Origin of the sequence: Actinomadura terrae, assembly GCF_022751215.1 — a bacterium.
In the GTDB taxonomy this organism is placed as follows: Bacteria; Actinomycetota; Actinomycetes; order Streptosporangiales; family Streptosporangiaceae; genus Spirillospora; species Spirillospora terrae.
Map to the genome: position 1 here is coordinate 270,621 of NZ_JAICDG010000007.1, position 25,918 is coordinate 296,538.

Consider the following 25,918-nt stretch of genomic DNA (forward strand, 5'->3'; position numbering starts at 1 on the left):
ACACCTACTTCTGGGATGGGTTGTGCGGGGAGCGGGAGCCGAGAATCGCCAGCATCCGCGTGATCTGGGCGGACCGGGAGCGGTCGGCGTTCTCGGCCAGTCGGCGGGTCCAGGCGTCCTGGCCGCCGCCGGTCTCCATGCGCGCCATCTGGACCGTGTCGTCCTGATGGGCGATGAGGAGGTTGAGGAAGGCGCGCTCGAACCGGTCGGGGGGCGTCCGGTCGAGCGCGTCCAGCTCGGACTGCGTGGTCTCGGGCATGCCGCCGTGCGCGGCGTGCGAGTGCGGCGGCGCGGTGGGCGGACGCCGCCACCCGCGCAACCGTCCCGCCATGTCCTTGACCTCGGTGAGCTGGGTCGACTCGATCGCCGCCGCGAGCGTCGCCACCTCCGGGCGGACCGGATGGCGGCGCACCAGCCGCACCAGCCGCACGCCCTGCCCCTGATGGGGGACCATCATTTGCAGGAACATCACGTCGGTGGCGTTGAACCCGGGCCCGCCGCGCTCGGCGGCGGGCGCGGTCGACGACGAACCGCCGGTGGCCCCGCACTGGACGACCAGCAGCAGGACGCAGGCGGCGAGCAGAGCCAGTGCGCCGTACCTCATGGCGCCGCGCTCAGGCCGTCCGCCAGAGGGCGGAGGTGGTCGCGGGCTCCCACCCGGCGATCGCCGTGTGCGGCTGGACGCACTCGTAGGTCACGCCGTTGTAGGTGACCTTGTCGCCGGTCTTGTAGGCGGTCCCGGCGGCCCAGGTGCCGCTCTGGGGCGGGGTGGTGGGCGGCGTCGTCGGCGGGTCGGTCGGCGGGTTCGTCGGCGGCGTGGTGGGGGGCGTGGTGGGCGGCGTCGTCGGGCCGTTGGAGCCGCCGAAGTCCACGTCCGAGCAGGTGTAGAACGCCTCGTTGCTGCCCCAGACGCGCTGCCAGATCGAGTAGATCAGGTGCCGGCCGGTGCGCTGCGGGAGGTTCAGCGTCCACTGCGTGAACGTGGTCGGGTTCTGCTTGGTGAACGTCTGGAGGTGCACCAGGTCGGCCCAGCGCAGCGGCTGCGAGGGGTCCCAGCCGTCGCGGGTGATGTAGTACTCGAAGTTGCTGGCCGCGTGCGGCGCGGTCGCGTGGTAGGTGATCGTCAGCGGGCCGGGCGCGACGTGCTTGGCGGGCCAGTCGGTGCGCTGGAGGTCCAGGCCCCGGTACTTGGCGCGCCCGGCGCTGCACAGCTGCCCGTCCGGGATGAGCTCCCGATGCCGCCCGCCGGCGTCCAGGATCGACACCCCGTTCCAGTCGTAGAACGCCTGGGTGCCGGCGACCGCGACGGCCGCCTTGCACGCCTCCGACTGCGGGTGCTCGGGGCCCTCGTTCTTGCAGACGTACACGCGGCTCGGCGGGTCCGACATCGTGCCGTGCGCGCTGGCGGGGGCCGCGGGCGCCAGCACGGCGACCGCCGACGCCGCCGGGACCGCGGCCGCGGCCATGGCGACCTTCGCTCGGGTGGATCTCATCGCTTTCCTTCCGGTTGGGGTGGGGACTCCGCGGCGTGGCCCGGAGTTCTCACGGAAGTGAGTTGAGGAACGGCTCGTGGGCGTTCATGAACTCCCAGTTGAAGTAGCGGTCCCAGTTGATCGACCAGGTCATCAGCCCGCGCAGCGCCGGCGACGGCCCGCCGCGCAGCGTGTAGGAGCCGCATCCCTGGCCCTTGGCGAGGCAGGTGAACGCCTGCTGCACCTGCGCGGGCGAGGTGTGGCCGTTGCCCGCGGGGACGGCGGCGGGCGTCCCGAACCCGATCTGCTCGGGACGCAGCCCCGGGAAGGTCTGGCCGGTGCCCGCGACCGTGAACCCGGCCTTCACCATGTCGGTCATCGCGATGTGGAACTCGGCGCCGCCCATCGTGTGGTACTGGCCGTCCAGCCCCATGACCGGGCCGGAGTTGTAGTCCTGGACGTGCAGCACGGTCAGCGCGTCCCGCATCGCGTGGATCACCGGCAGGTAGGAGCCGGTGCGGCCGTCGCCGCCGCCCGATCCGCCGTAGAACTGGTGGCCGACCTGCACGAAGAACGTCTCCGGCGCCATCGTCAGCACGAACTTCTCGCCGTACTTGGCCTTCAGCGACTTCAGCGCCGAGATCAGGTTGACGATCACGGGGGTCTTCGGGTTGCGGAAGTCGGTGTCGCCGGAGTTCAGGTAGAGCGAGTGGCCCTCGAAGTCGACGTCCAGCCCGTCCAGCCCGTACCTGTCGATGATCTCCGACACCGACCGGACGAAGGTGTCCCGCGCCGCCGTCGTGGTGAGCTGCACCTGCCCGTTCTGGCCGCCGATCGAGATCAGCACCTTCTTGCCCTTGGCCTGCTTGGCGCGGATCGCCGCGATGAACTCGGCGTCGCTCTCCACGCTCGGGCACTCGCTCGCCGGGCAGCGGTTGAAGCGGATGTCGCCGGAGGTCACCGACGTGGGCTCGCCGAAGGACAGGTTGATGATGTCCCAGGCGTCCGGGACGTCGGCCATCTTCATGTAGCCCGACCCGTTGGCGAAGCTCGCGTGCAGGTACCCGATCAGCGCGTGCTTGGGCAGGCCGGTGTCGACGCAGCCGCCGGTGGTCCCGGAGACGGGGTCGGACTTGGGCGACTCCCCCACCTCGTTGTAGGCGGCGACGGTGAGGGCGTGCGTGGTGCACTTGGCCAGCCCGCCGATCGTGGCGGACGTGCCGGTGACGGTCGCCTTCACGTCCGAGCCCTCGTAGACGCGGTAGCCGGTGACCGTGCCGGGCGCGGCGCTCCACGACAGGGCGATCGAGTCGTCGGTGACCGACCCGAGCCGCGGCGTGTCCGGACGGCCCGGCGTCCCCGGCTGGGGGTTGCCGGGGCCGTCCAGCGCCACGTCGTCCGCGTGGTACGTTCCGGCGCCGAACCACCCGTGCAGGAAGATCTGCGCCGACTTCTGGTCGGCCGCCGTGGTGAACGTCAGCGTCAGCTTCGTGTAGTCCGAGGCCGACGGCGTCCAGGTGGACGCGCCGCCCGTCACGCCCAGGTACACGTACGTGCCGCGTACCCAGGCGCTCAGCGTGTAGGCGGTGCTCGGCTGCACGCCCACCGTCTGCGTGCACTGGCCGTTGTCGCCGGCGCTGACGCCGCCGGCCAGCGCGTACTTGCCCGTCCGCACCGGCGTGGTCACCACCGAGCCGCCGCCCGAGCACGTCCAGCCGCTCAGCGAGCCGCTCTCGAACCCGGCGTTGGACAGGACGTTCTCGGCGTGCGCGGGACCCGCCGCCACCAGCAGCCCGGCGAGCATGACCGCCAGGACCCAGATCTTCCTCATGTCGGCCCCTCTACGGCAGCGTCTTCAGGTGCGAACCGACGGTCCGCGCGAACCCGCCGCCGTTGGTGACGTCCCAGTTGATGGACCAGGTCATCGCGCCGCGGATGTCGGGGTAGGTGGTCGACGGCTTGAACTTGCCGCACCCGGTGCCCTTGGCCAGGCAGTCCAGCGCGTTGTTGACCAGCCCCGGCTGGACGACGCCGCCGCCCGCCGCGCCCGGACCGGCTGGCAGGCCGAGGCCGACCTGGTCGGCGCGCAGCCCTCCCTGGAGCTGGATGCAGGCGAGCGCGGTCATGAAGTCGACCGTCCCCTGGCTGTAGACGCCCTGGTCGCAGCCGAGCATGGTGCCGGAGTTGTAGTACTGCATGTTGACGACGGTGAGGATGTCCTTGACGTTCAGCGCGAGCTGGAAGTAGGCCGCGCCGGTGGACTGCATGTCGACCGTCTGGGGCGCCATCGTCAGGATCATGCCGTTGCCGGCCTTGGCGCGCAGCGCCCGCAGCGCCTGCCCCATGTACTGCGGGCTGATGCCGTTCTCCAGGTCGATGTCGACACCGTCGAAGCCCCATTCGGCCATCAGCTGGGAGACGGAGTTCGTGAACAGCGTCGCGGCACTGGAGTTGCCGACCCAGACCGCGCCCTTCTCACCGCCGACCGACAGGATGACCTTCTTGCCCTTGGCCTGGAGCGCCTTCACGTCCGCCTTGAACTGGGCGTCGGTGTAGCCGCCGACCTTGCTGGCCAGGCCCGGGTCGACCTTGAAGCTGACCTCTCCGAAGTTGCTCGTCGCCTCGCCGAAGGCGACCGCGATGATGTCGTACTCGTCGGGCACCTGGGAGAGCTTCAGCGGCCTCGCGGAATTCACGAAGTCGTGCCAGTACCCGGTCAGGACGTGCTTGGGCAGCGGCGCGGTCGCGCAGCCCGTCGTCGTCCCGGTGGTGGCGGCGCTCGCCGGCGACTCGCCCTTCTCGTCGTAGGCCTTGACGGTGTAGCTGTGCATGGAGCACTTCTCCAGGCCGCTCAGCGTCGCGGTCGTGCCGGTGACGGTGGCGCGCAGGTCCGAGCCCTCGTAGACGCGGTATCCGGTCGGCTTGCCGCTGCCGGCCGCCCAGGTCAGCGTTAGCGAGGTGTCGCTCCGTCCGCTGACGCTCGGCGCGCCCGGGGCGCCGAGGCCGCCCGGCTCACCGGACCCCCCGGTGCAGGGCTGGCCGTTGAACTTGCAGTTCTCCGGGGCACCCGGCCCCGTCCCGGTGAATCCGAAGACCACCGACTTGCCCGGCGCGATCGCGCCGTTGTACTCGCGGTTGCGGAAGACATAGTGGGACGCCCCGTCCTTGGTCATGAGGGCGTCCCAGTAGGCCCCGACGGCCGTCCCGGACGGGAGGTCGAACTCGACCGTCCATCCGTCGACGGCCGATCCGGACCCGTTGGCGAGGGTGTACCTGCCCTCCCAGCCCGCCCCCCAGTCGGACGGCTTGGAGAACGTCGCGCTCGGCGCCTCGGCGCGGGCGGTGAGCGGGACGAGGACGACGATCAGGAGAGCGGCGAAGATGCTGAGAACGGTGCGCGGACGCAAGACTCACTCCAACGGCACGGTAGGGAAACATGACGGAATTCCCCCGAACCCCGAGTCAGGCGCGTAATCAACAGTAAGGTTTCCTATAAATTTGAGAGCACGTTAACCAGCGGCTCCGCGCCCGGCAAGCCCCCGCGCACAACCTCCGCGCACCCTTCGGCAACCACCGCAGGTTGAACACCGAACCACCCAGGGCGACCACGAATTCTTGGCACGAATCGACAAAGCACGGCCGCACCGGGCACAGAGATCCACAATCCCCCCTCCCGCGCCGATCAGGACCAGCGCACACGCCGTCGAAAGACCCTTTCAAAAGGGCCTTTCGAAGGCTAGCCTCGGGGTATGAGCGACGGCGTGGGGAACGAGCGCAGGAAGCTGACCGACCCGCACGAGCTGCGCGTCCTGGCCCATCCGACCCGACTGCGAATCTTGCAGGCCCTCTACGAGCTGGGGTCGGCGACCGCCACGGAAATGGCCGACCACGTCGACGAGAGCCCGGCCAACTGCTCCTGGCATCTGCGGCAGCTCGGCAGGCACGGCTTCGCGGAGGAGACCGGCGAGGGCCACGGCCGCCAGCGCCCCTGGCGGCCCGCCGGCCGTTCGCTGGAGTGGGGCGGCAGTGACGAGGCCGGCCCCGTGGCCGCCGCGAGCGACGCCCTCAGCGCCGTGTTCATGGAGCAGAAGTTCGACCAGATCCGCGCCTGGCAGGCGTGGCGGCGCACCGACCCGGCCCCCTGGCAGGACGCGGGGGGCTTCGCCGAGAGCACGCTCTGGGTCACCGCCGCCGAACTCGCCGAGATCAACGCGGCGCTCAGGGAGGTCGTGCTGCGCCACCGCGAACGCCGGGACGACCCGTCCAAGCGCCCGCCCGGCAGCCGCCGCGTCTCGGTGTTCACCTCCGCCGTCCCCACCGACCCCGCGCGGTGAGAGGGGATGCCGGGGGCGCTGTGGCGGCACCGCGAGCTGCGCCTGCTGACCATCGGCCTCACCACGGGGATGGCGGGCGATTCGATGATGCTGCTGACCTTCGCGGTGTGGGTCAAGGCCCTCACCGGCTCCACCGGCGCCGCGGCGCTGGTGATGCCGTGCCTGGCGGGCCCGTCCGCGCTGGCCCCCCTGGGCGGCTGGCTGCTCGACCGGGTGTGCAAGCGGCGCTTCCTCGTCCACGCCAACCTGGCGTCGGCGGTGATCCTGCTCCCCCTCCTGGCCGTCGACGACCGGGGCGACGTCTGGATCGTCTACGTGGTCGCCGCCCTCTACGGGACGTTGTTCGTCGCCACCGCCGCCGCTCTCAACGGTCTGCTCAAGGAGCTGCTGGACGACGACCTCCTCGTCACCGTCAACGGGACGCTGCAAGGGATCAAGGAGGGGCTGCGGGTAGTGGGCCCACTGACCGGCGCGGCCCTGTTCGCGGTTCTGGGCGGCGCGGCGGTCGCGTTGCTCGACGCCGCCACGTTCCTCGTCGCCGCCGGGAGCATCGCGGCGATCCGTCCGCCGCTACCCGAGGTTCGGCAGGGGGGTTCGCCTTGGCGCGGCGAGTTGGCGGCCGGGGTCCGGCATCTGATGGACGACCCGGCCCTGCGGCGCACGATGACCGCGTCCGCGATCGCCTGGCTCGTCCTCGGCCTGGGCGAGTCGGTGTCCTTCGCCATCGTCGAGCGGGGACTGCACCGGCCGCCCGAGTTCCTCGGCGTGCTGGCCTGCGCGCAAGGTACCGGCGCGGTCGCCGGGGGCATGGCGTCCGCGCGGATCGTCCGGCGGGCGGGCGAGTTGGCGGCGCTCGCGGGCGGCCTGTGCGCCTTCGGTGCGGGCACGGCCCTGTGCCTGGTCACGGCGCTCCCCACCGTCCTCACGGGACGGATGGTCGCCGGCGCGGGCTTCGCCGTCGGCATGGTCGGGTTCGTCACCCTCCTGCAGAGACGGACCCCCGCGTCCCTGCTCGGCCGCGTCTCCACCGCCGCCGAGACCTTCACCAGCGGACCCCAGACGATCTCCATCGTGGTCGGCGCCGCGCTCATCTCGGCCGTCGACTACCGGTTCCTCCTGGCCGTCATGGCGGCGGGCATGGTGGGCGCGGGCCTGCACCTGTGGCCCCACCGGCACCTCGCCGCGTCGTGCGGCGTGGTGCGCGGCGGTGAGGCCGAGAGTCCGACCGACCTCGCGCGCTCAGCGGACCACGCGGTAGCGGTGGTGGACGACCCTTGAGCCGAAGGTGCGGGTCTCGACGAGTTCGAGGTCCACCTGGCGCCCGCCCTGCGGGAAGAACGGGACGCCGCCGCCGACCAGTACCGGGTAGACCCTGACCCGGTACTCGTCGATCAGGTCCGCCGCGGCCGCGGCGGCGGCGAGGGTGGCGCCGCCGATCGCGATGTCGCCCTCCCCCGGCTCGGCCCGCAACCGCGCGATCTCCTCGGCCGGCCCGCCGGAGGCCAGGCGGGCGTTGCCCCGCACCTCCGACAGGGTGGTCGAGAACACCACCTTGGGCAGCGGGTTCCAGAGCGCGGCCCACTCCAGCTGTGCCTCGTCGAGCGACTCCTCCTGCTCGGCGGTCTCCCAGTACAGCATCGTCTCGTACAGGCGCCGCCCCAGCAGGTGGACGCCGACCCCGCGGATCTCGTCGATCCAGGAGCGGAAGACCTCCGCGCTGGGCGCTCCCCAGTCGAAGCCGCCGTCCGGCCCGGCGATGTAGCCGTCCAGGGAGACGTTCATCGAGTAGGTGACATCGCGCATCGGAGGTCCTCCTCGGTCACGGGCTTTGACGGTTGGACCCTCGGACGCCGCGGAACTCATCGCGGATCACGGGATCATTTCGGCGCTCCGCCTTTTCCGGCTCCATGATCGACAATCGCCGCCGGGGCGGTAATGATCTTGATTGAGCAGTGCGTTCCACCCCGACCGGTAAGGACACCCGATGGCGTTTCCCAGGTTCACCCACCGGCTCCCGCTCGCCGTCGCCGCGGCCTCGGCGGCCGGTGCCGTGGCGCTCGGGCCGCTCGCGCCCGCCGCATCCGCCGACGTCCGCTACACGCCCGGCGCGCCCGGGCTCGGCGACCCCTACTTCCCCGACCTCGGCAACGGCGGCTACGACGTCCAGCGCTACCACCTGAAGACCGGCTACGACCCGGACACCGACCATCTGACCGGCACGACCACGATCACGGCGGTCGCCACCCAGAACCTGTCGCGCTTCAACCTCGACCTGTACAAGCTGAACGTGCGGTCGGTGCGGGTGAACGGCGCCGAGGCCGCGTTCGCGCGCACCGGCGAGCGCGAGCTGGAGATCACCCCGCGCCGGGGGCTGCGCGAGCACCGCACGTTCACGGTGGTCGTCCGCTACGACGGCGTCCCCGTGACGCTCGGCAGATCGGGCGTGTTCGACCTGGCGTACGGGTTCCTGCACACCAAGGACGGCGCCACGATCGTCAGCGAGCCCGACGCCGCGTCCACCTGGTTCCCGTCCAACGACAGTCCGCGCGACAAGGCCTACTTCACGACCGAGACGACCGTGCCGGGCGGCCTCCAGGTGATCGGCAACGGGCACCTGGTGAAGCGGTGGAGCGCCCGGGGCAAGGACACGTTCGTGTGGCGCGAGGACCGGCCGATGGCGACCTACCTGGCGACGGCCTCGATCGGACGGTTCAACGTGTCCACGACCACCACCCGGACGGGGGTGCCGCAGCTCGACGCGGTCGACCCGGAGGTCGCCGACGCCCCCGACTCGCTGGCCACCCCGGCCCGCACCACCCGGGCCACCGACGAGCTGGCGGGCTACTTCGGCGCCTACCCGTTCACCTCCACCGGCTCGATCATCGAGAACAACGCCGTCCCGCCGCTCAACGTCGACAACGCGCTGGAGACCCAGACCCGGCCCACCTACCAGAAGCAGCCCGTCGAGAAGGGCGTCGTGCACGAGATGAGCCACCAGTGGTTCGGCAACAGCGTCAGCGCCGCCCGCTGGAAGGACGTCTGGCTGAACGAGGGCTTCGCGCTCTGGACGGAGCGCTACTGGGCCGAGCGGCACGGCGGGCCGTCCGCCCACGACGTGTTCAGGCGCGACTACGACAACCCGCCGCCCATCCCGCCCCACCGGCCCCCCTTCTGGAACGTCGTGGTGGCCGATCCGACCCACGACCAGCTGTTCCACCGCGCCGTCTACTTCCGCGGCGGGATGGCCCTCCAGGCGCTCCGCGAGCGGATCGGCGACGAGCTGTTCCTGCGGCTGGTGCGCACGTGGGTCGCCGACCACAAGTACGGCGACGCCACCACCGAGGAGTTCGAGGCGCTCGCCGAGAAGGTCTCCGGGCAGGACCTGCGCCGCTTCTTCGACGTGTGGATCCACACCCCGGGCAAGCCCGCGGCCTGGTGACCGGCCGTCCGGGACCGGCGTCCGCCGCCGGTCCCGGACGACGCGGACTCACCCCCCGGCGGGCGTGGTCACAGGCGCGGCCGTCTCCCCGACGTCGGCCGCGTCCGGCTCCGCGGTCGCGCGGACGGGACGCAGCGCGACCATCAGCAGCACCACCCCCGAGAACGCGATCAGCATCGTCCAGCCCGAGCCGACGTGCATGGCGTGGACGAACGCGTCGTTGGCCTTGCCCACCAGGTCGGGACGATCGATCGCGGCCGCGACGTGCCGCGCTTGCTCGGCGGAGACCCGCGCCTGCTCGCCCGCCGGGCCCGGCACGTCCCGCAGCGACGGTTCGATCGCGCCCCGGTAGGCGATCGACATGATCGTGCCGCCGGCCGCGATGCCGAGCACGCTGCCGGTCTGCCGGACGGTGTTGGTGACCGCCGACCCGGCGCCGGCACGCTCCAACGGCAGCGTGCTCATCAGCTCCGTCGTCACCGGGCCGATCACCATCCCGATCGCGAGCCCCTGGACCAGGTAGACCAGCTCGATCCAGACCAGGGGGGTGTGCAGCCCGAAGAGGGCGGCCGAGCCCATCGCCAGCGCCGATACGGCCAGCGCGGGCACGGCGACCGGCCGCAGCGAGTAGCGGCCGACCAGCCGGACCGCGAGCGGCGCGCCGACCATCAGGCCTGCCGCCACCGGGCAGATCGCGAGGCCCGCCTCCAGCGGCGTGAAGCCGCGCGCCCCTTGCAGGTAGAACGCACCGTAGAAGCCGGCGGCGGTCATGGCGAACATGAGCATGCCGAGCGCGGCGTTGCCGCCGCCGAACACGCGCTTGGCCAGCAGCCGGGGGTCGAACCCGGGCTGGCGGGCCCGCAGCTCGACGACCACGAAGGCGGCCAGCAGGACCAGGCCCGCGAGGATCGGCGCCCACACGTCCGCGGGGGTCCAGGACGCCACCTGCCCCGCGCGGATCAGCCCGTAGGCCAGGAAGGCCAGGCCGCTGATCGACAGCGCCAGCCCGGCCAGGTCCAGCGGGCGCCGCTCGGGGCTGCGGAAGTTCGGGACGAGCGCGATGATGCCCACCAGCGCCAGCACCGTGACCGGCACGTTGACCAGGAAGACCGAGCCCCACCAGAACCGTTCGAGCAGCAGCCCGGCCAGCAGCGGCCCGGCCGCGATCCCGACCCCGGCCGAGGAGGAGAACAGCCCGATCGCGGTCGCCCGCGCGGCGCCGCTGAACGTCCACATCATGATCGCCATGGTCGCGGGCATGATCAGCGCGCCGCCCACGCCCATCGCGGCGCGCGCGGCGATCAGCCCGCCCGCGCCGCCGGCGTAGGCGGCCAACACCGAGGCGGCGCCGAAGACCGCGATCCCGGTCGCGAGTACGGTGCGGTGGCCGAAGCGGTCGCCGAGCGCGCCGGCGGTGAACATCAGCGTGGCGAACACCAGCGTGTAGGAGCCGGTGACCCACTGGAGCTCGGCGGGGCTGGCGCCGATCCCCCGCCCGGGGTCGGCGAGGGTCTCGAAGGCGGTGGACAGGATCGTGTTGTCCAGCCAGATCAGCAGCGAGGACGACAGCAGCACGATAAGGATCATCCGTTGCCTGGACGCCGGCAACTCGGGGGGACTCGTCATGGGATCCTTCGATACGATAGTCAAGAACCTGACGGATCGCATGATGGCCCGATCGTCAGGAACCTGTCAATCTTTGACCTGTCAATCTTTGAAAGGGCGAACCTTGGGTTTCCAGCGCCACGACGCCGGGACACTGGCCTTCGCGGTCCGCACGGTCTGGTTCCACATGCGGGCGGCGATCGGCGAGGAGCTCAAGGCCTTCGGGCTCTCGACCGCGCAGTACGCGACGCTGATGATGACCCAGGCGCACCCGGGCATGTCCGTCGCCGACATCGCCCGGCACGTGGCGAGCACCCGGCAGGCCGCCAACGAGATGCTCGCCGGCCTTGAGGCTCAGGGCCTGGTCGAGCGCCACCCGAACCCGTCCGACCGGCGCTCGCACCAGATCCACATCACCGACTCCGGCCGGGAGCGCCTGGCCGAGGCGCGGGTGGCCGTGGCCCGCCGCGAGGCCGAACTGGAGGCGGCCTTCACCTCCGAGCAGCGGTCGGCGGCCCGGGACTGGCTCGACGGCGTCGCCACCGCCTGCCGCCTGCTGTCGCCTTCGGCGGGCCCCGACGCCGACCCGCCGAAACAGTAGACGTCTCCTCGGCGGCCGCGTCGGCCGCGTCGGCCGCCGAGACCTTCGAACCGGTCTAGCTCGCGGGGGTGCCGGCGACGCGTTCGGGGGTGAGCAGGACGGCGACGCGGCGTTCCTCGGCCATCGTCCGGTCGTAGGTCGGCCAGTCGTCGTGGGTGCCGCCGGCGGCGGTGAAGATCTCGCGCAGCAGCACCCGGAGGCGTTCGGCGTCCACGCCGGGCAGCGGGTCGTCGGGGCCGGCGAGCTCCACCGGGCCCTCGGCGGACGCCCACTGCCAGCCGGCCCGTACCACCACGTTCGCGCGCGGCCGCGCGCGCAGGTTGTCGATCTTGCGGGCGCCGCCGACGGCGACCAGGCCGACCACCCGCGCCCCGGTCACCGGGTGCGCGAGGACTCCCGCGTTGACCACCGACGACTGGATCGTCCCGTCCGGCCGCAGGGTCGAGACCACGCACAGGCCGTGGTCGCCCGGGACGAGCTGGGCGAAGCGATCGAGTCCGCTGTTCAGGCCTTCCACCGTGAGCCCCCTCGTTGCTCGCACTGCTCGTGATCCTACGCGGTGCGGGGCGCCTTGCCCGGCGGGCTAGGTTGCTAGCATTCGTGCTGGCTAGGATGCTAGCATCCAGTCCGTGGGAGATGAGGATGTCAAACAGTTCAACGTGTACCTGCCGATCGGACTGATCAAGCAGGTCAAACATCACTCGGTCGAGTCGGGTCTGTCCCTGTCGGCGCTCGTCGCCGAGGCGTTGCGCGCCTATCTCGGCGACCCCCACGGACAGAGCCGGACATCGTCGGAAGAAGGAGATACGAAATGAGCACCCAGGGCTTCGAGGCCGTGTTCCTGGAGACCCACAACTGGGGCAAGGCGGCCAGGTTCTTCCAGGCGCTGGGCTTCGAGCTGGAGTTCGAGACCGGCCACGCCTCCGGCCAGCTCCGCAACGGCGACGGCCCCTACGTCTTCATCGCCGAGGTCCCCGAGGACCGGGAGCCCCGCCTCCAGCTGGCGCTGCGGGTGCCCGACGCGGACGCGTTCCGTCCCGCCCCGGCGGTCGAGGTGGTCACGGCGTTCGAGGACACCCATTTCGGGACGCGGGAGATGACCGTCCGCGACCCCGACGGGCGGCTCTGGAGCCTCCAGGCGCCGGGCAAGGGCTGAGGCCCCACCGATCCGGATGGGAACAAGGAGAGGGACACGCATGAGCAGGTGGCGCGGCGATCCCTGGGCGGTGCTGGTGACGCTCAGCCTGGGGTTCTTCATGACGCTGCTGGACCTGACGGCCGTCAACGTCGCGATCCCCAGCATGATCGACAAGCTGGACGCCTCACTCGACGCGGTGCTGTGGGTGATCAACGTCTACATCCTCGTGCTCGCCGCGCTGCTGATCACCTCCGGACGGCTGGGCGACCTGCGCGGGCCGCGCGCCATGTTCGTGACGGGGGTGGCGGTGTTCACGGTCGCGTCCGTCCTGTGCGGCCTGGCGCAGGACCCGGCCCAGCTCATCGCCGCCCGCGCCGTCCAGGGCCTCGGCGCGGCGGCGCTGATGCCGCAGACGATGACGATCATCATCGCCACGTTCCCGGCCGAGCGCCGGGGCACGGCGCTCGGCGTGTGGGGCGCGGTCGCGGGCGTGGCCACGATCGCCGGGCCGACGCTCGGCGGGCTGCTGGTCAGCGCCGCCGGGTGGCGCTGGATCTTCTTCGTGAACGTCCCCATCGGCGCGGCCGTGCTGGTGATGGCGCTCACGCTGATCCCGGACGTCCGGCACGGCCGCCCGCACCGGCTGGACGTGCCGGGCGTCCTGCTCGCGACGGCGGCGCTGCTGTGCCTGACCTTCGGGCTGACCGAAGGGCAGCGGTACGGCTGGAACGCCGGGATCTGGGCGCTGCTGGCCGGGGCGGCGCTGCTGCTCGCGGTGTTCCTGGCCCACCAGCGCACCCGGCAGGGCGACGAGCCGCTGCTGCCCTTCGTCCTCTTCCGCGACCGCGACTTCGCGGTCATGAGCGGGGTGTCGGCGGCCGTCCAGGTCGGGATGATCGGCCTGTTCCTGCCGGTGATGATCTACTTGCAGGCGGTCCTCGGGTTCAGCGCGTGGAAGGCGGGCCTGGTGATGGCGCCGGGCATGGTGGTGTCGGCGCTGGCCTCGCCGCTCGCGGGCCGCGCGTCGGACCGGCTCGGCGGCAAGTACATCCTCATGTCCGGCCTCGCCCTGTTCGCTGCCGGCATGGCCTGGCTGGCGGTGCTCGCCGACGTCGGGCGCGGCTGGCAGGCGCTCCAACCCCCGCTGGTCGTGGCGGGGCTCGGGATCGGCTGCGTGTTCGGGCCGATGGTCACGGTCGCGCTCCGCAACGTGGAGCCGAGGATGGCCGGGGCCGCATCCGGCGTGCTGAACACGATCCGGCAGATCGGCACGATCACCGGGAGCGCGGCGGTGGGCGCGATCCTCCAGAACCGCCTCGCCGGCTCGCTCCGGGACGAGGCGTCCGCGCGGGCCGCCGCCCTCCCGGCGAGCGTCCGCGGGCAGTTCGCGAGCGGTTTCGACCACGCCGCCAAGGGCGGAATGGAGGTCGGCGCCGGGCGGGGCGGCGCGACCCCGGACCTGCCTCCGGGGACGCCGCCGGACCTCGTCCACCACGTCCAGCGGGTGGCGGCGGCGACGTTCGAGCACGGGTTCGTCCACGCGCTGCGGCCGACGCTGGCGCTGCCCATCGCGGTCATTGTGATCGGCGCCGCGTCGTGCGCCCTGGTGCGGCGCCGCCCTGCCGAGGTCCCGGCCGCCGCAGACGGCCGTCCCATGGCGGGATCTCCGAAAGAACGACCGCAGCAGTCCCAGCCGCGCCCGAGCGGTTGAGGGTTAGCGCGGACGGTCTGTTTTCAGGTGGTGTTGGGCGGGACCCCGCTCCCGGGATCAGGCGTCGGGCGGCGTCCACGCCACGACCAGGTTCACCAGGCCGGGGAAGCGTGCGTCGAGGTCGGCGGTGCGGACGTGGCTGCGGCGCTCCAGCCCGTACTGCCGCTGCCTGATCACCCCGGCCTCGCGCAGCGCCTTGAAGTGGTGGGTCAGCGACGACTTGGGCCGGTCCAGGCCGAACCAGCCGCAGGTGTGGTCGAAGCTTTCGCGCTCCAGCAGCAGCTTGCGGACGATCGCCAGCCGCAGCGGATCGCTCAGCACGCCCAGGACCGCCTCCAACCGCAGGTCGTCCACGGCGGGTTCGGGCAGCGGCTCGGGCAGGCCGTCCGGCTCGGGCAGCTCCCGGACGGCGGGAACCTCGGTCACGGCCACGGCGGCCCTCCCCCACGTCGACTCCTGTACGACTCCAATCGTACTACGTGCTAAGTTCGAACACATTCGAACCAATTCGACTAAAGTCGTACTGTCGATGTGCTGGGAGAACACGCATGTCATCGAGCCTGACCGTGCCCGCGCCGGCGTCCCGCGAGCGGGGGTCCACCGCCTGGATCTGGCTGGCCGCCTGGCCGGTCACCGCCGTGTTCGTGCTGTCCAACGCCGCGACCCCGCTGTACGTGCTGTGGCAGCGCGACCTCGGCTTCTCCCGGGGCACGCTGACGGTGATCTTCGCGTTCTACATCGTTGGGCTGCTCGGCTCCCTGCTGGTCTCCGGCGTCGCCTCCGACCGGCTCGGCCGCAGGCGCGTCCTGCTGCCGGCGCTCGGGCTGGCCCTCGCCGCCTGCGCGATCTTCGCCGTCGCGCCCTCCGTCACCGCGTTGATCGTCGCCCGGCTGTTCAGCGGGATCGCCGTCGGGACGGTGGTCTCGGCCGGAATGGCGGCGGTCACCGACGTCGCCACGGCCACGGACACGGTCACCGGTGGGGCCGACCGCAAGCCCCTCGCCGCCCTGCTGGCCTCCTGCGCGATGGTGCTCGGCGCGGGACTCGGGCCGCTGCTGGCGGGCGTCCTGTCCGAGACCGTCCCGGGCCCGACCGTCACCGTCTTCCTCGTCGAGGCCGTCCTGCTGGCCACCGCCGTCCTGACCGTGCTGCGCATGCCCCTGCCCCGGCCGTCCGCGCCCGGTTCCGCGCCCGGTTCCGGGTCATGGGTCCGCCTGCCGCGCGTCCCGGCGGGCAACCGGCGGCACCTGGTGCTGGGCATCGCCGTGTTCGCCCCCGGGATCACCGCGACGTCGTTCGTGCTGTCCCTGGGCCCCTCGCTGCTGTCGGGCCTGCTGGGCACCACCAGCCGGATCGTCGCCGGCGCGATGGCGTTCGCGATGTTCCTGACCGCCGCCGCCGTGCAGTTCGCCGTCCGGTCGCTGCGCCGCCGCGCGATCCTGCTCGCCGGCGCCACCGCGACCCTCGCCGCCATGGCCGCGCTGGTCGCCGCCGTCCACACCGGGTCGGTGGCGGTGCTGCTCGCCGCCGCGCTGCTCGCGGGCGCGGGCCAGGGCATGGGGCAGCTCGGCGGGTTGTCCCTGCTCAACTCGGGCGTTCCGGCCGCACGGCTGGCCGAGGCCAACGCCGCGCTGAACGTGGGCGGCTACCTGCCCGCCGGGCTGCTGCCCGTCTCCGCCGGCTACCTCAGCGACGCCGTCGGCCTCACCCGGGGAGCGACCGTCTTCGGCGCCGTCCTGGCCGCGCTGGCGGTCGCCGGGGCCCTCGTCGTCCTGGCCTCAGGGCGCCGGTAGGGGGCGGCCGAGGCGTTTGCGGGTCTGGATGATCGAGGTCGTCTCCACGCGGGTGATGGCGGGCAGCGCGGCGAGGCGTCCGGTGAGGTAGCGGTACATGGCGCGGTCGTCCGCGCAGAGGATGGTCGCGACCAGGTTGGTGGGGCCGGTGGTGGCGGCGGCGAACACGATCTCGGGATGGGCGGCCAGGGCCCGGCCCGTCGCCTCCAGCTCGGCGGGCGCGGTCGAGGCCCACAGCCGCGCGCCGGCGCGGTAGCCCAGGTACGCCGTGTCGAACTCGACGTAGAAGTGGAGCGCGCCGGCGGCCCGCAGCTCCTCCATCCGCCGCCGGACGGTCGACTGCGACCAGCCGGTGGCCGCCGCGAGATCGGCGAGCGGCGCGCGGCCGTCCCGGGCCAGGGCGCCCAGCAGGCGGAGGTCGTCGGCGTCGCAGTCCGCCAGGTCGGCGCCGGTCACCGCCTCCGGGCCCGGGCCGAGCCGCTCCGCCTCCTGCTCGGTGAGGGCGTTGAGCAGCCGGACGCGGCCGGGGGAACCGTAGTAGGTGTGCAGGAGCGAGTAGGCGGCGACGTCCACCAGCCGTCCGGTGCGGGGCAGCCGTTCCAGGAGCAGGTGCTCGCCCTCGCCGGGCCCCCGGGCGCGGACGACGCACTGCACCTCTGTCCCGCCCGACACCAGCTGCACCCAGGCGGTGTCGTCCCTGCGGGCCAGCGCCGTGGCGATCAGCCCCGCCGCGCCGGGGGCGCAGCGCAGCCGCAGCATCCAGCGCCCGTGGCCGTGGAAGTTGGCGGGCGGCACCGCCACCACCCGCAGCAGGTCGGCCGAGCGCAGCCGCCGGTAGCGCCGCGCGACCGTCTGGTCCGACACCCCCAGCACGTCGGCGACGCGGCTGAAGGGGGCGCGCGCGTCGAGCTGGAGCGCGTGGACGAGCCGCCGGTCGAACGCGTCGGCGATGTCGGTTTTCACCGCCACAGCCTAGGGGATGTCGAATCCCGTCGATGTCGGCCGCCCGAGTTGTCGAGCGTCGCCGTCCCGCAGCACCCTCGTCAGCGACCGGCAGGACGAGACGGGGGTAGGGCGATGATTCTGGTGATCGGGGCCCCGGGCAACGTCGGGCGGCATGTGCTGGCCCGGCTCAGGGCGGCGGGCGCGCAGGGAGTCCGCGCGCTGGTGCGCCCGGACGAGGCGGCCGCCGCCGACCTCCCCGGCGGCGTCGAGGTCGCGATCGGCGACCTGAGGGACGTCCAGGGGCTGGAGGCCGCGCTGACCGGCGTCGAGACGGTCTTCCTGGTGTGGCCGATGCTGACCACCGAGGGCGCGCGCGAGGTGCTGGAGGCGATCGCCCGGCACGCGCGGCACGTGGTCTACCTGTCCTCGATCGGCGTGGGCGGACGCCCCGAGGAACGGGACGACCCGATCTTCGGGCTGCACGCCGCCATGGAGGCGCTGGTCGGGGAGTCCGGCCCGTCCCACACCGTCCTGCGGGCGGACACCATCGCCAGCAACACGCTGGGCTGGGCCGACCAGATCCGCGCCACCGGGACGGTGCGCGCCCCGCTCATGGCCGCGACGGCGGTGATCGACCCGCGCGACATCGCCGCCGTCGCCGTCCGCGTCCTCACCGGCGACGCCCACCGGGGCGCGACCCACCGGCTGACCGGGCCGCGGGTGATCGACCCGCCCGAGCAGGTCCGGGCGATCGGTGCGGCGATCGGCCGCGAGCTGCGGTTCGAGGAGGTCCCCGTCGAGCGGGCGCGGGAGCGGATGCTGGCCGACGGACGCCCGCCGGCCCTGGTGGACGCGCTGCTCAGGGCGGTCGAGCTGCGCGCGCCCTCAACGCTGGTCACCTCGGCCGTCGCCGATATCACCGGGAAGCCGGCGCGCACCTTCCAGCGGTGGGCCAACGACCATCGCGACGCCTTCCGCTGAAGGACGCTGGTCAGGCCTCCTCCTCCGGGTGGGCGGAGGCGCGGGGCGAAGGCCAGGTGCAGCCGCGGTGGGCGCGCTGGCGGCAGCGGCCCGAGCAGTAGAGGCGCGGACGCCCGCGCCCGGGCGGGGGCAGCGGCTCGCGGCACACCGCGCACAGCCGAGTTTCGTCACGCGGCTCCGGCGCCTTTTCGTGACGCCGGTCGAGCGCGAGCCAGGCGTCGAGGTCCTCCTGGCAGACGGGGCACTCGGTGATGTCCTGGCGGCTACAGGTCAGCATCCACTCGATGTAGCGCTGGGCGGCCTCGGCGGCGGCCACCTGTTCGCGGAGGTCGGCGATGCGGGCGCGGGCGACGCGGCGCCAGTCCGCGCGGTCGGCGGGGCTCATGAGGGCGTCCAGGTCGTCCAGGCTGAACAGGCCGGTCTGCTGCCACATGCGGACGAACGCCAGCCGGCGGACCTCGGCCGGACGGTACCGGCGCTGCCCCCGGACGCGCGTCCGGGGCGAGACCAGGCCGCGCTCGTCGTAGTAGCGGATCGCTGACACGGTCGTGCCGAGGCGGCGCGCGACCTCCCCGACGCCGAGCAGCTCCTCCTCCACGGCCTTCCTCCCGGGTTGACCTCAAGCGCACTGGAGCCCCCATCGTAGGTCGCGTTCACCGGCGGACGGAGGGGGACGGGATGCGGGGGGCCGGACGGGCGGCGATCTTCACGGGGTCGTTCGCGGCGCTGCTGAACATGAGCGTCGTCACGGTGGCGGCGCGGGAGACCGCGGCGGGGCTGGACGCGGACCTCGCGGACGTGCGGTGGATGGTCGACGCGTTCACGCTGGCGCTGTCGTCGCTGCTGCTGTCGGGCGGCGTGCTGGGCGACCGGTACGGGCGGCGGCGGACCTGGCTCGCGGCCGTGGGCGTGCTGGCGGCCGGCGCGGTGGTGTGCGCGACGGCCCCGTCGGCGGACGTGCTGGTCGGCGGGCGGGTCGTCCAGGGCGCGGCGTCGGCGGTGCTCGTTCCGGGGGCGATGTCGCTGATCGCGCAGGCGTGCCCGGACGCGGCGGCGCGGGCGCGGATGATCGGCTGGTGGAGCACGACCGCAAGCCTGTCGGTGGGGCTCGGGCCGCTGCTGGGCGGCGTGCTGGTCGACGCGTGGGGATGGCGGAGCGTGTACTGGGTGGACGTGCCGCTGTGCCTGCTGGTCCTCGTCCTCGGCGCGGCGGGCCTGGAGGAGAGCCGCGATCCGGAGCACGCGGCGCTGGACCTGCCCGGTCAGTTGCTCGGGGTGCTGTGGCTGGGCGCGCTGACCTACGGGCTCGTGGACGGCGGCGAGCACGGCTGGGGTTCGCCGGTTCCGCGGGTCGCGCTCGGCGTCGCCGGGGCCGCGCTGCTGGCGTTCGTCGCGGTGGAGCTGCGGACGCGGCGGCCGATGCTGCCGATCCGGCTGCTGCGGGACGCGCGGTTCGCCGCGTCCAACGGGGCGGCGCTGCTGCTCGGCCTGGGCGCCTACGGGACGTTCTTCTACCTCTCCCCCTACTTCCAGCAGGTCCGGCACGCCTCGGCGACCGGGGCGGGGCTGCGGCTGCTGCCGATGGCGCTGGGGATGAGCCTGCTGGGCGCGGCCGCGGGACGGCTGACCGCGCGGTACGGCCCCTACGGCCCGATGGCCGGGGCGTTCACGCTGATGGTGGCGGCGCTGCTGGGCCTGGCCGCGGCGTTCGGGGAGCACACGCCCTACGCGGTGCTGGCGGTCCTGCTCGCGGGCGTCGGCGCGGGCATCGGCGTGGTGCTGCCGCCGCTGAACGCCTCGGCGCTCGCGGCGGTGCCCCGCGAGCGGTCGGGCGCGGCGGCGGCGACGGTGAACGCGACCCGGCAGGCGGGCACGTCGCTGGGCATCGCGGCGCTGGGCGCGATCCTGTCGGCCCGGGCCGGCGGCGCAGCGGACGGCACGGCCTACGTGGCGGGGCTGCGGCTCGTCGCGGTGGTCGCGGGGGCGATCTCGCTGGGCGCGGCGCTGGTGGCCCTGGCGGCCTGGCGGGTCACCGCGCGGGCGCGGCACAAGATCACACCGGTGGGGTTCCATTCAGTGGAAAGCTGATGTTTCCCGGCGCGTCGGGCATGGTCAGGGTGGGGAGGGGGACCTGCGTGGTCCCCGCGTGCGCATCTGAGGAGGAACGATGACGTTGCTCGATCCCGCCCTGTGGACGGGGAAGATCTTCGACGGCGGCTGGTCCGCCGGCCGGGGCGGTGTCTACGACGTCGTCGAGCCGGCGACCGGCGGCACGCTCGGCAGCCTGGGCCAGGCGGACGGTGCGGACGTCGCCGCCGCCGCGAAGTCCGCCGCCGCGGCGCAGCGGGACTGGGCCGCCCGCTCCTACGAGGAGCGCGCGGCCGTGCTGCGCCGCGCCGGGCGGCTGTTCGAGGACCACGCCGAGGAGATCCGCGACTGGCTCGTCCGGGAGGCCGGGTCGATCCCGCCGAAGGCCGAGCTGGAAGTGCACTTCGCGGCGAACCTGTGCTACGAGTCGGCGGCCCTCGCCTCGCACCCGCAGGGGCTCGTGCTGCCGTCGGCGCAGCCGCGCTGGAGCCTCGCGCGGCGCCGTCCCGCCGGGGTGGTGAGCGTGATCTCGCCGTTCAACTTCCCGCTGATCCTGTCGATGCGGTCGGTGGCGCCCGCGCTGGCGCTGGGCAACGCGGTGCTGCTGAAGCCCGACCCGCGCACGGCGGTGTGCGGCGGCGTGGTGCTCGCGCGGGTGTTCCAGGAGGCGGGGCTGCCCGAGGGCCTGCTGCACCTGCTGCCCGGCGGCCGGGAGGCGGGCGAGGCGGTCGTCGCCGCGCCCGAGGTGCGGGTGGTGTCCTTCACCGGCTCCACCGCCGCCGGACGCAAGATCGGCGAGGTGTGCGGGCGGCTGCTCAAGCGCGCCCACCTGGAGCTGGGCGGCAACAACGCGCTGATCGTGCTGCCGGGCGCGGACGTGTCCAAGGCGGTGTCGGCGGGCGCGTGGGGCTCGTTCCTGCACCAGGGGCAGATCTGCATGACGACGGGGCGGCACCTCGTCCACGAGAGCATGCAGGAGGAGTACGTCGCGGCGCTGGCCGACAAGGCCGACAAGCTCCCGGTCGGCGACCCGGCGGCCGGGCCGGTCGCGCTCGGCCCGATCATCGACGAGCGGCAGCTCGCGCACATCGACGAGCTGGTGCGCGGCACCGTCGCGGCGGGCGCGCGGCTCGCGGCGGGCGGCACCCACGAGGGGCTGTTCTACCGTCCGACGGTGCTCGCGGAGGTCACCCCGGACATGCCCGCGTACGCGCAGGAGGTGTTCGGCCCGGTCGCACCCGTGGTGCCGTTCGCGACGGCCGACGACGCGATCGCGCTGGCGGCCGACAGCGAGTACGGCCTCTCGCTCGGCATCCTCGGCGACGTCGGCCAGGCCATGAAGATCGCTGACGCCGTCCCGACCGGGCTCGTGCACATCAACGACCAGACCGTGAACGACGAGCCGGTCGTGCCGTTCGGCGGGCTCGCCGCGTCCGGGAACGGGTCCCGGTTCGGCGGCCCGGACGCCAACATCGAGGCGTTCACCGAGTCGCAGTGGGTGACGATGCGCGGCGAGATCGCCCCGCACCCGTTCTAGGCCCGAAGGCGTGCGGGGCCCGGGCCGTGCGGCCCGGCCTCGCACCCCGGCGGGTCAGATCACCTCGGCGTGCCCGGTGTGGTGGTCCCTGCCCGTCTCGCGGAGCCACCGGCGCTCGCAGGCCCCGGCGTTGACGGCGGGCGTCTCCAGGGCGCCCACGTGACCGGCCTCCTCGTCGCCCGGCTCGATCACGACCTTCTCGTAGTTCGGGGGCCAGCGGAGCATCAGGCGCCGGCCGCAGACGTGGCACACCCACTCCTCCAGGCCCGACTCCCCGACCCTGACCATCTGCATCTCGTGCGCTTTCCGCAAGACGGCCCTCCTCAGCCGCCCGGGCCCGTGCCGGTGCTCCCGGCGAGGTCCCGGTCTCCCTACGCCTACCGTCATAGCCCCTTGACAGCGCCTTTAAACGACTTTGCCGCCCCTGACCTGCTCGAATGCCCCACTGGGAGGTTCGGGGCGGGCGGTCCGAAAAACCGTTTGGGCCAGATGACCGCGTCCCGCTAGTGTGGCCGCGTGGGATGTTTCGTAAAGATCGCGGCCCAGGGGACCGCCCATGCCGCCGCGTACACGCGGCCGCGCGTGCGCCGTCCCGCCCTGGACCGCCCCGTGCGCGCCGACGCCTGATCTCCCGGCGGGGACGCCCCGCCTCCTGAACGCCGCTTTCCTCGCGCGTTCCGTCATTCTGCGCCGCCCGACTCCGTCCAGGGCCTCCGAGTCCATGACCATCTCGGACGGGCCCGCCGGGCACTCCCGCGCACCTTGACGCCTGACGCCTTGACGCGTTGACGCCGCCTGCCGTGCGGCCCGTCCGTCCTCCCGGCCCATGGCCGGACGCCAAGGACGGCGACCGTGAACGAACGCATCTCCCATCACCGGCGCGCGCCGAAGGGGCGGACCGCCCGCGACCGCGCCCGCCGCGAACTCTCCCAGAACTTCCTCGCCGACCGCGACCTGATCCGCCGCTACGCGCGCATGGTCGGCGACGGGCCCGGCGGCCTCGTCGTCGAGGCCGGCGCGGGCGACGGGCGCGTCACCGCCGCGCTGGCCGCCCGCGCCGACCGCGTCATCGCCTACGAGCTCGACCCGGTGTGGGCGGCGCGGCTCCGCGACCGCGGCCTCGGCAATGTCACCTGCGTGCAGGGCGACTTCCTCCGGGCGCGGGCGCCCGGAGGGCCGTTCCACCTGGCCGGGAACATCCCCTACTCCGCCACGTCCCGGATCGTCGGCTGGGCTCTGGACGCGCCGAGCCTGGCCTCCGCCACCCTCATCACGCAGCTGGAGTACGCCCGCAAACGCACCGGCGACTACGGACGCTGGAGCCGCCTCACCGTCGAGACGTGGCCGCAGTTCCGCTGGCGGCTGGCGGAACGCGTGCCGCGCGGCGGGTTCCGTCCCGTCCCGCGCGTGGACGCGGGGGTCCTGCGGCTCGACCGGCGGGAGCACCCCCTCCTGCCGGCCTCCGCCATGGAGGGCTACCGGAGCTGCGTCACCCTCGGGTTCGGCGGCAGGGGCGGCACGCTGCACGCCTCACTGCGCGCCGCCCACCCGAGGCGGCGTCTGGACGCGGCGTTCCGCGCCGCCCGGCTCCCCCGCGACACGGTCGTCGCGTTCGTCCACCCCGACCAGTGGGTCGCCTTGTTCGGCGTCCTGCATGGCTGAGGCCGGGGTCAGACGCTCCACAGGCGCCGCTTGCGGTACGTCGGCTCCCACATCAGCCGGTTCTCCTCGCGGACGGCCCGGGGCAGCGCGGTCAGGAAGCGGCTCCGCTCGATCGGCGCGATCCCGTCCACGATCCACGGGATCACCCGGGTCATGCGCGTCCCGCACTCGCGGCGGAGCGCGTCGCGCAGCGCCCGCCACTCCTCAGCGCCGAGCACCGAGCGCGCCAGCGGCAGCGCGCTCATCTCCTCGTGCCGCAGGTGGGCGTCCAGTGCCGTCCGCAGCGCCGCGACCGCCGCCGCCAGGTCCGCGCGGTCGGACGGGTCGTCCTGTTCCAGGGCTGCGTCGACCGCGACCACGAGCGGCTCGATCCGGGCGTGCCCGTCCCGCACGTCGGTGAGGACGGCCAGCTCGACGGGCCTGCCCCGCACCGCCCGCGCGACGCGCGGCCACAGCAGCGCGTCCTCCGCCCGGAAGTACAGGTGGAGCTGCTCCTTGAGGTTCTCCCAGCCCGCGCGGACGTGCGGGGCGCGGGCCTTGCCCGCCGCCACGACCGCCGCGAGCCGCTCCATGTCGCGCCGGAAGGCGTCATGCGCCGCGTGGACGTAGGCGAAGTCGGCCGTCTCCCGCGCCGGGATCGCGAAAGTCTCCATACAGACAAGAGGGGGTGGACGCCCCGGATGTGACGTCCACCCCCTCCTTCGAGACGCATCTCACACCGGAAACGGGGACTCAGCCGGTGCCGTCCGCGCGCAGCCTGGCTCGATAGGCCCGCTTCTTCGCGAGCGCCCCGCAGGTCTTCATCGAGCACCAGCGACGGGCACCCGCACGGGACGTGTCGACGAACGGCACGCCGCAATCGGGATTCCCGCAGATGCGGACACGGCCGCGGTACTCCGAATCGCACAGCGCGATCAGATCCCGCGCCACCATCGAGAGCACCGCCTCCACCCCGTCACCGTGCCAGCGGACCGAGAGCGCATCGGCTGAGAGCTCCGGCGCCGAAGCGGGTTCCGCGGCCGCGCGGTTGATGACGGTGACGTCCGCGGAGCCGGGTGGAATACCGGCCGCCATGGCCTCCCCCACCCGCTGGATCGCCTCCCGCAGTTCCTTCGCCCGAGCCAGGTCGGCCTCGGTGCAGACCGGCGCCACGCCGGTGCAGCCGCTCTCCACGCACCAACGGCTCAGATCGGCCGGACCCGCCAACCGTTCGAAGGGCACGGCCTTGCCGCGATCGGCGAGCGTCCCGGCGAAGCCGAAGCACAGCCGCGCGTCGTCGAACCGAAAGTCGGCCTTGGTGCGCCGTCCGCCCGTGCGCCGACCGCCTTCATCGCTCATGTCCACCACTCTATGCGGTTGACCATGGCCGAACCGGACAGGTAGCTTCCCTGTCTACCGCCTAAACCGGTGGACACAAGTAGCATCGATCGGAAGGACGCGTCCATGCGCGCCGCAGTCATCGAAGAGCTCAACAAGCCGCTCGTCGTCCGTGAAGTGCCGGATCCCGAGTGCCCCCCGGACGGCGCGATCGTGCGCGTCGGCGCGAACGGCATCTGCCGGACCGACTGGGCCCTGTGGGCGGGCGACTTCTGGACGGGAGGCCCGGAGATCCACCCCCCGTTCGTGCTCGGCCACGAGTTCGCGGGCACCATCGAAGAGGTCGGGAGCGAGGTGAGGGGCTGGAGGAGCGGCGACCGCGTCCTGTTCCCGATGAACCCGGGCGAGGGGTCGTGCGAGATGTGCCGGAGCGGCAACCAGCACGTGTGCGACCACGTGGAATCGCTCGTGCCCGGCGTGTCCTACTGGGGCGCCTTCGCGGAACTGGTCATGGTGCGCTTCGCCGACGTCAACCTTGTCGCGGTGCCGGAATCGGTCGGCTTCGTCGAGGTCGCCAGCCTGGCCTGCCGCTACATGACCGCCTTCCACGGCATCGTCGACCAGGCGCGGGTCCGCGGCGGGGAATGGGTCGCGGTCTACGGCGCCGGCGGCGGCATGGGACTGTCGGCGGTGGAGATCGCCGCGGCGACGGGCGCCAACGTGATCGCGGTGGACGTCTCCGACCAGAAGCTGGAGGCGGCACGCGCCTTGGGTGCGACGCACGCCGTCAACGCGGCGCACGACGACCCCGTCGACGCGGTGAAGACGATCACTCGCGGCGGCGCGCACGTCTCGGTCGACGCCGTCGGCATCGCCGCCGCCTGCCGCAACTCCGTCATGTCCCTGCGCACACGCGGGCGTCATCTCCAGCTCGGCCACACCACGCGCGCGGAGAAGGGCGAGGTCGCGCTGCCGATCGACGTCATGATGGTCAAGGAGCTGGAGTTCCTGAGCGCCTTCGGCATGCAGGGCCAGCGCTTCGGCACGATGCTGAACATGATCGAAGCCGGTCGCCTCAACCCCGGCCGGATCGTGTCCCGCACGGTGAGCCTCGACGAGGTGAGCGAGGTGCTGGAATCCCTGCACTCCTACGGCCCGACCGGAGTCGTCGTCATCGACCGGTTCTGAGCGCACGGGCACGCCGGCCGAACGGTCGATGATCGCGGCCCTATGTGGCCTGTGCAACACCCGTTCCTGTCAGCAATCGGGGCGCTGCTCCGCTCAGGTCATCGAGA

Annotated in this window: 26 protein-coding genes; 13 read left to right on the plus strand and 13 right to left on the minus strand. The window is 73.0% G+C overall.

Annotation, left to right across the window (positions count from 1 at the left end):
- Positions 1–4: 4 nt before the first annotated feature.
- Genes K2F47_RS35300 through K2F47_RS35315 form a run of 4 tightly spaced genes read right to left on the minus strand, consistent with a single transcriptional unit; the run spans position 5 to position 4,879 of the window.
- Positions 5–604 (minus strand): DUF305 domain-containing protein, encoded by a 600-nt coding sequence (locus K2F47_RS35300; RefSeq protein WP_242910504.1) that lies wholly within the window; start codon positions 602–604, stop codon positions 5–7.
- 10 nt (positions 605–614) lie between these two features.
- Positions 615–1,493: a lytic polysaccharide monooxygenase auxiliary activity family 9 protein gene (locus K2F47_RS35305; protein WP_242910505.1), complete on the minus strand. Its 879-nt coding sequence runs from the start codon at positions 1,491–1,493 to the stop codon at positions 615–617.
- 49 nt (positions 1,494–1,542) lie between these two features.
- Complete coding sequence (locus K2F47_RS35310) at positions 1,543–3,303, minus strand: chitinase (RefSeq protein ID WP_242910506.1); 1,761 nt, start codon at positions 3,301–3,303, stop codon at positions 1,543–1,545.
- A 10-nt stretch (positions 3,304–3,313) separates the two neighbouring features.
- Positions 3,314–4,879: a chitinase gene (locus K2F47_RS35315; RefSeq protein ID WP_242910507.1), complete on the minus strand. Its 1,566-nt coding sequence runs from the start codon at positions 4,877–4,879 to the stop codon at positions 3,314–3,316.
- Positions 4,880–5,221: 342 nt separating this feature from the next.
- Here K2F47_RS35315 and K2F47_RS35320 point away from each other — a divergent pair, with 342 nt between their 5' ends.
- Both K2F47_RS35320 and K2F47_RS35325 read left to right on the plus strand, forming a co-directional pair.
- Positions 5,222–5,806, plus strand: a complete 585-nt coding sequence (locus K2F47_RS35320; protein ID WP_242910508.1) for a winged helix-turn-helix domain-containing protein — start codon at positions 5,222–5,224, stop codon at positions 5,804–5,806.
- Positions 5,807–5,812: 6 nt separating this feature from the next.
- Complete coding sequence (locus K2F47_RS35325; RefSeq protein WP_242910509.1) at positions 5,813–7,084, plus strand: MFS transporter; 1,272 nt, start codon at positions 5,813–5,815, stop codon at positions 7,082–7,084.
- Here K2F47_RS35325 and K2F47_RS35330 read toward each other — a convergent pair.
- Entirely contained in the window at positions 7,046–7,609 is a 564-nt protein-coding gene (locus K2F47_RS35330) for a dihydrofolate reductase family protein (RefSeq protein ID WP_242910510.1), read from the minus strand. The two genes, K2F47_RS35325 and K2F47_RS35330, sit on opposite strands and share 39 nt — an antisense overlap.
- Before the next feature lie 181 nt (positions 7,610–7,790).
- Between K2F47_RS35330 and K2F47_RS35335 the strand changes: the two genes are divergently transcribed.
- Entirely contained in the window at positions 7,791–9,245 is a 1,455-nt protein-coding gene (locus K2F47_RS35335; protein WP_242910511.1) for a M1 family metallopeptidase, read from the plus strand.
- A gap of 48 nt (positions 9,246–9,293) precedes the next feature.
- On the opposite strand, the gene K2F47_RS35340 is transcribed toward K2F47_RS35335, so the two are convergent.
- Positions 9,294–10,871, minus strand: coding sequence for an MFS transporter (locus K2F47_RS35340; protein WP_242910512.1), 1,578 nt, complete (start codon positions 10,869–10,871; stop codon positions 9,294–9,296).
- 103 nt (positions 10,872–10,974) lie between these two features.
- On the opposite strand from K2F47_RS35340, the gene K2F47_RS35345 reads away from it, so the two are divergent.
- Positions 10,975–11,451 (plus strand): MarR family winged helix-turn-helix transcriptional regulator, encoded by a 477-nt coding sequence (locus K2F47_RS35345; protein WP_242910513.1) that lies wholly within the window; start codon positions 10,975–10,977, stop codon positions 11,449–11,451.
- A gap of 55 nt (positions 11,452–11,506) precedes the next feature.
- Here K2F47_RS35345 and K2F47_RS35350 read toward each other — a convergent pair whose 3' ends face one another.
- A complete protein-coding gene (locus K2F47_RS35350; RefSeq protein WP_242910514.1) occupies positions 11,507–11,992 on the minus strand; it encodes a pyridoxamine 5'-phosphate oxidase family protein in 486 nt (161 codons plus the stop codon).
- Positions 11,993–12,080: 88 nt separating this feature from the next.
- Here K2F47_RS35350 and K2F47_RS35355 point away from each other — a divergent pair, with 88 nt between their 5' ends.
- From K2F47_RS35355 to K2F47_RS35365, 3 genes are read left to right on the plus strand one after another with little or no spacing between them, the layout of a single operon-like run.
- Positions 12,081–12,266, plus strand: coding sequence for a ribbon-helix-helix domain-containing protein (locus K2F47_RS35355; protein WP_242910515.1), 186 nt, complete (start codon positions 12,081–12,083; stop codon positions 12,264–12,266).
- Entirely contained in the window at positions 12,263–12,607 is a 345-nt protein-coding gene (locus tag K2F47_RS35360; protein WP_242910517.1) for a VOC family protein, read from the plus strand. Before K2F47_RS35355 ends, K2F47_RS35360 begins: the two co-directional genes overlap by 4 nt.
- A gap of 40 nt (positions 12,608–12,647) precedes the next feature.
- A complete protein-coding gene (locus K2F47_RS35365) occupies positions 12,648–14,300 on the plus strand; it encodes an MFS transporter (RefSeq protein WP_242910519.1) in 1,653 nt (550 codons plus the stop codon).
- A 57-nt stretch (positions 14,301–14,357) separates the two neighbouring features.
- On the opposite strand, the gene K2F47_RS35370 is transcribed toward K2F47_RS35365, so the two are convergent.
- The gene (locus tag K2F47_RS35370; RefSeq protein ID WP_242910701.1) at positions 14,358–14,726 is read right to left on the minus strand and encodes an ArsR/SmtB family transcription factor; all 369 of its coding nucleotides are present in this window, start codon (positions 14,724–14,726) and stop codon (positions 14,358–14,360) included.
- A gap of 122 nt (positions 14,727–14,848) precedes the next feature.
- Between K2F47_RS35370 and K2F47_RS35375 the strand changes: the two genes are divergently transcribed.
- Complete coding sequence (locus K2F47_RS35375) at positions 14,849–16,093, plus strand: MFS transporter (protein ID WP_242910520.1); 1,245 nt, start codon at positions 14,849–14,851, stop codon at positions 16,091–16,093.
- On the opposite strand, the gene K2F47_RS35380 is transcribed toward K2F47_RS35375, so the two are convergent.
- On the minus strand, positions 16,079–17,056 hold the full coding sequence (locus K2F47_RS35380) for an Lrp/AsnC family transcriptional regulator (protein ID WP_242910521.1): 978 nt from the start codon (positions 17,054–17,056) through the stop codon (positions 16,079–16,081). The genes K2F47_RS35375 and K2F47_RS35380 overlap by 15 nt on opposite strands.
- Before the next feature lie 114 nt (positions 17,057–17,170).
- On the opposite strand from K2F47_RS35380, the gene K2F47_RS35385 reads away from it, so the two are divergent.
- Positions 17,171–18,019, plus strand: coding sequence for an NAD(P)H-binding protein (locus tag K2F47_RS35385; protein WP_242910522.1), 849 nt, complete (start codon positions 17,171–17,173; stop codon positions 18,017–18,019).
- 10 nt (positions 18,020–18,029) lie between these two features.
- On the opposite strand, the gene K2F47_RS35390 is transcribed toward K2F47_RS35385, so the two are convergent.
- Entirely contained in the window at positions 18,030–18,617 is a 588-nt protein-coding gene (locus K2F47_RS35390) for a MerR family transcriptional regulator (RefSeq protein WP_242910523.1), read from the minus strand.
- 80 nt (positions 18,618–18,697) lie between these two features.
- Here K2F47_RS35390 and K2F47_RS35395 point away from each other — a divergent pair, with 80 nt between their 5' ends.
- Positions 18,698–20,107: an MFS transporter gene (locus tag K2F47_RS35395; RefSeq protein WP_242910524.1), complete on the plus strand. Its 1,410-nt coding sequence runs from the start codon at positions 18,698–18,700 to the stop codon at positions 20,105–20,107.
- 79 nt (positions 20,108–20,186) lie between these two features.
- Positions 20,187–21,644: a benzaldehyde dehydrogenase gene (locus K2F47_RS35400; RefSeq protein WP_242910525.1), complete on the plus strand. Its 1,458-nt coding sequence runs from the start codon at positions 20,187–20,189 to the stop codon at positions 21,642–21,644.
- Between the two features lie 54 nt (positions 21,645–21,698).
- Here the strand turns inward: K2F47_RS35400 and K2F47_RS35405 are convergent, their stop codons facing one another.
- Positions 21,699–21,956 carry a hypothetical protein gene (locus K2F47_RS35405; RefSeq protein WP_242910526.1) on the minus strand — a complete coding sequence of 86 codons (258 nt, stop codon included), beginning with the start codon at positions 21,954–21,956 and terminating at the stop codon, positions 21,699–21,701.
- A 552-nt stretch (positions 21,957–22,508) separates the two neighbouring features.
- Between K2F47_RS35405 and erm the strand changes: the two genes are divergently transcribed.
- On the plus strand, positions 22,509–23,306 hold the full coding sequence (erm, locus tag K2F47_RS35410) for an ErmE/ErmH/ErmO/ErmR family 23S rRNA (adenine(2058)-N(6))-methyltransferase (RefSeq protein WP_372490975.1): 798 nt from the start codon (positions 22,509–22,511) through the stop codon (positions 23,304–23,306).
- Between the two features lie 8 nt (positions 23,307–23,314).
- Here the strand turns inward: erm and K2F47_RS35415 are convergent, their stop codons facing one another.
- Entirely contained in the window at positions 23,315–23,959 is a 645-nt protein-coding gene (locus K2F47_RS35415) for a hemerythrin domain-containing protein (RefSeq protein ID WP_242910528.1), read from the minus strand.
- Between the two features lie 79 nt (positions 23,960–24,038).
- Entirely contained in the window at positions 24,039–24,644 is a 606-nt protein-coding gene (locus tag K2F47_RS35420; protein WP_242910529.1) for a CGNR zinc finger domain-containing protein, read from the minus strand.
- Between the two features lie 105 nt (positions 24,645–24,749).
- Between K2F47_RS35420 and K2F47_RS35425 the strand changes: the two genes are divergently transcribed.
- Positions 24,750–25,811 (plus strand): alcohol dehydrogenase catalytic domain-containing protein, encoded by a 1,062-nt coding sequence (locus K2F47_RS35425; protein ID WP_242910530.1) that lies wholly within the window; start codon positions 24,750–24,752, stop codon positions 25,809–25,811.
- The last annotated feature ends 107 nt before the right edge of the window (positions 25,812–25,918 follow it).

Excerpts from the sequence above, each read along its gene's own strand:
- K2F47_RS35320 (WP_242910508.1), top strand. The coding sequence starts at position 5,222 with ATGAGCGACGGCGTGGGGAACGAGCGCAGGAAGCTGACCGACCCGCAC.
- K2F47_RS35385 (WP_242910522.1), top strand. The coding sequence starts at position 17,171 with ATGATTCTGGTGATCGGGGCCCCGGGCAACGTCGGGCGGCATGTGCTG.
- K2F47_RS35310 (WP_242910506.1), bottom strand. The coding sequence starts at position 3,303 with ATGAGGAAGATCTGGGTCCTGGCGGTCATGCTCGCCGGGCTGCTGGTG.
- K2F47_RS35360 (WP_242910517.1), top strand. The coding sequence starts at position 12,263 with ATGAGCACCCAGGGCTTCGAGGCCGTGTTCCTGGAGACCCACAACTGG.
- K2F47_RS35340 (WP_242910512.1), bottom strand. The coding sequence starts at position 10,871 with ATGACGAGTCCCCCCGAGTTGCCGGCGTCCAGGCAACGGATGATCCTT.
- K2F47_RS35395 (WP_242910524.1), top strand. The coding sequence starts at position 18,698 with ATGCGGGGGGCCGGACGGGCGGCGATCTTCACGGGGTCGTTCGCGGCG.
- K2F47_RS35425 (WP_242910530.1), top strand. The coding sequence starts at position 24,750 with ATGCGCGCCGCAGTCATCGAAGAGCTCAACAAGCCGCTCGTCGTCCGT.
- K2F47_RS35330 (WP_242910510.1), bottom strand. The coding sequence starts at position 7,609 with ATGCGCGATGTCACCTACTCGATGAACGTCTCCCTGGACGGCTACATC.
- K2F47_RS35400 (WP_242910525.1), top strand. The coding sequence starts at position 20,187 with ATGACGTTGCTCGATCCCGCCCTGTGGACGGGGAAGATCTTCGACGGC.
- K2F47_RS35300 (WP_242910504.1), bottom strand. The coding sequence starts at position 604 with ATGAGGTACGGCGCACTGGCTCTGCTCGCCGCCTGCGTCCTGCTGCTG.
- K2F47_RS35420 (WP_242910529.1), bottom strand. The coding sequence starts at position 24,644 with ATGAGCGATGAAGGCGGTCGGCGCACGGGCGGACGGCGCACCAAGGCC.
- K2F47_RS35305 (WP_242910505.1), bottom strand. The coding sequence starts at position 1,493 with ATGAGATCCACCCGAGCGAAGGTCGCCATGGCCGCGGCCGCGGTCCCG.
- K2F47_RS35325 (WP_242910509.1), top strand. The coding sequence starts at position 5,813 with ATGCCGGGGGCGCTGTGGCGGCACCGCGAGCTGCGCCTGCTGACCATC.
- K2F47_RS35375 (WP_242910520.1), top strand. The coding sequence starts at position 14,849 with ATGTCATCGAGCCTGACCGTGCCCGCGCCGGCGTCCCGCGAGCGGGGG.
- K2F47_RS35365 (WP_242910519.1), top strand. The coding sequence starts at position 12,648 with ATGAGCAGGTGGCGCGGCGATCCCTGGGCGGTGCTGGTGACGCTCAGC.
- K2F47_RS35335 (WP_242910511.1), top strand. The coding sequence starts at position 7,791 with ATGGCGTTTCCCAGGTTCACCCACCGGCTCCCGCTCGCCGTCGCCGCG.
- K2F47_RS35415 (WP_242910528.1), bottom strand. The coding sequence starts at position 23,959 with ATGGAGACTTTCGCGATCCCGGCGCGGGAGACGGCCGACTTCGCCTAC.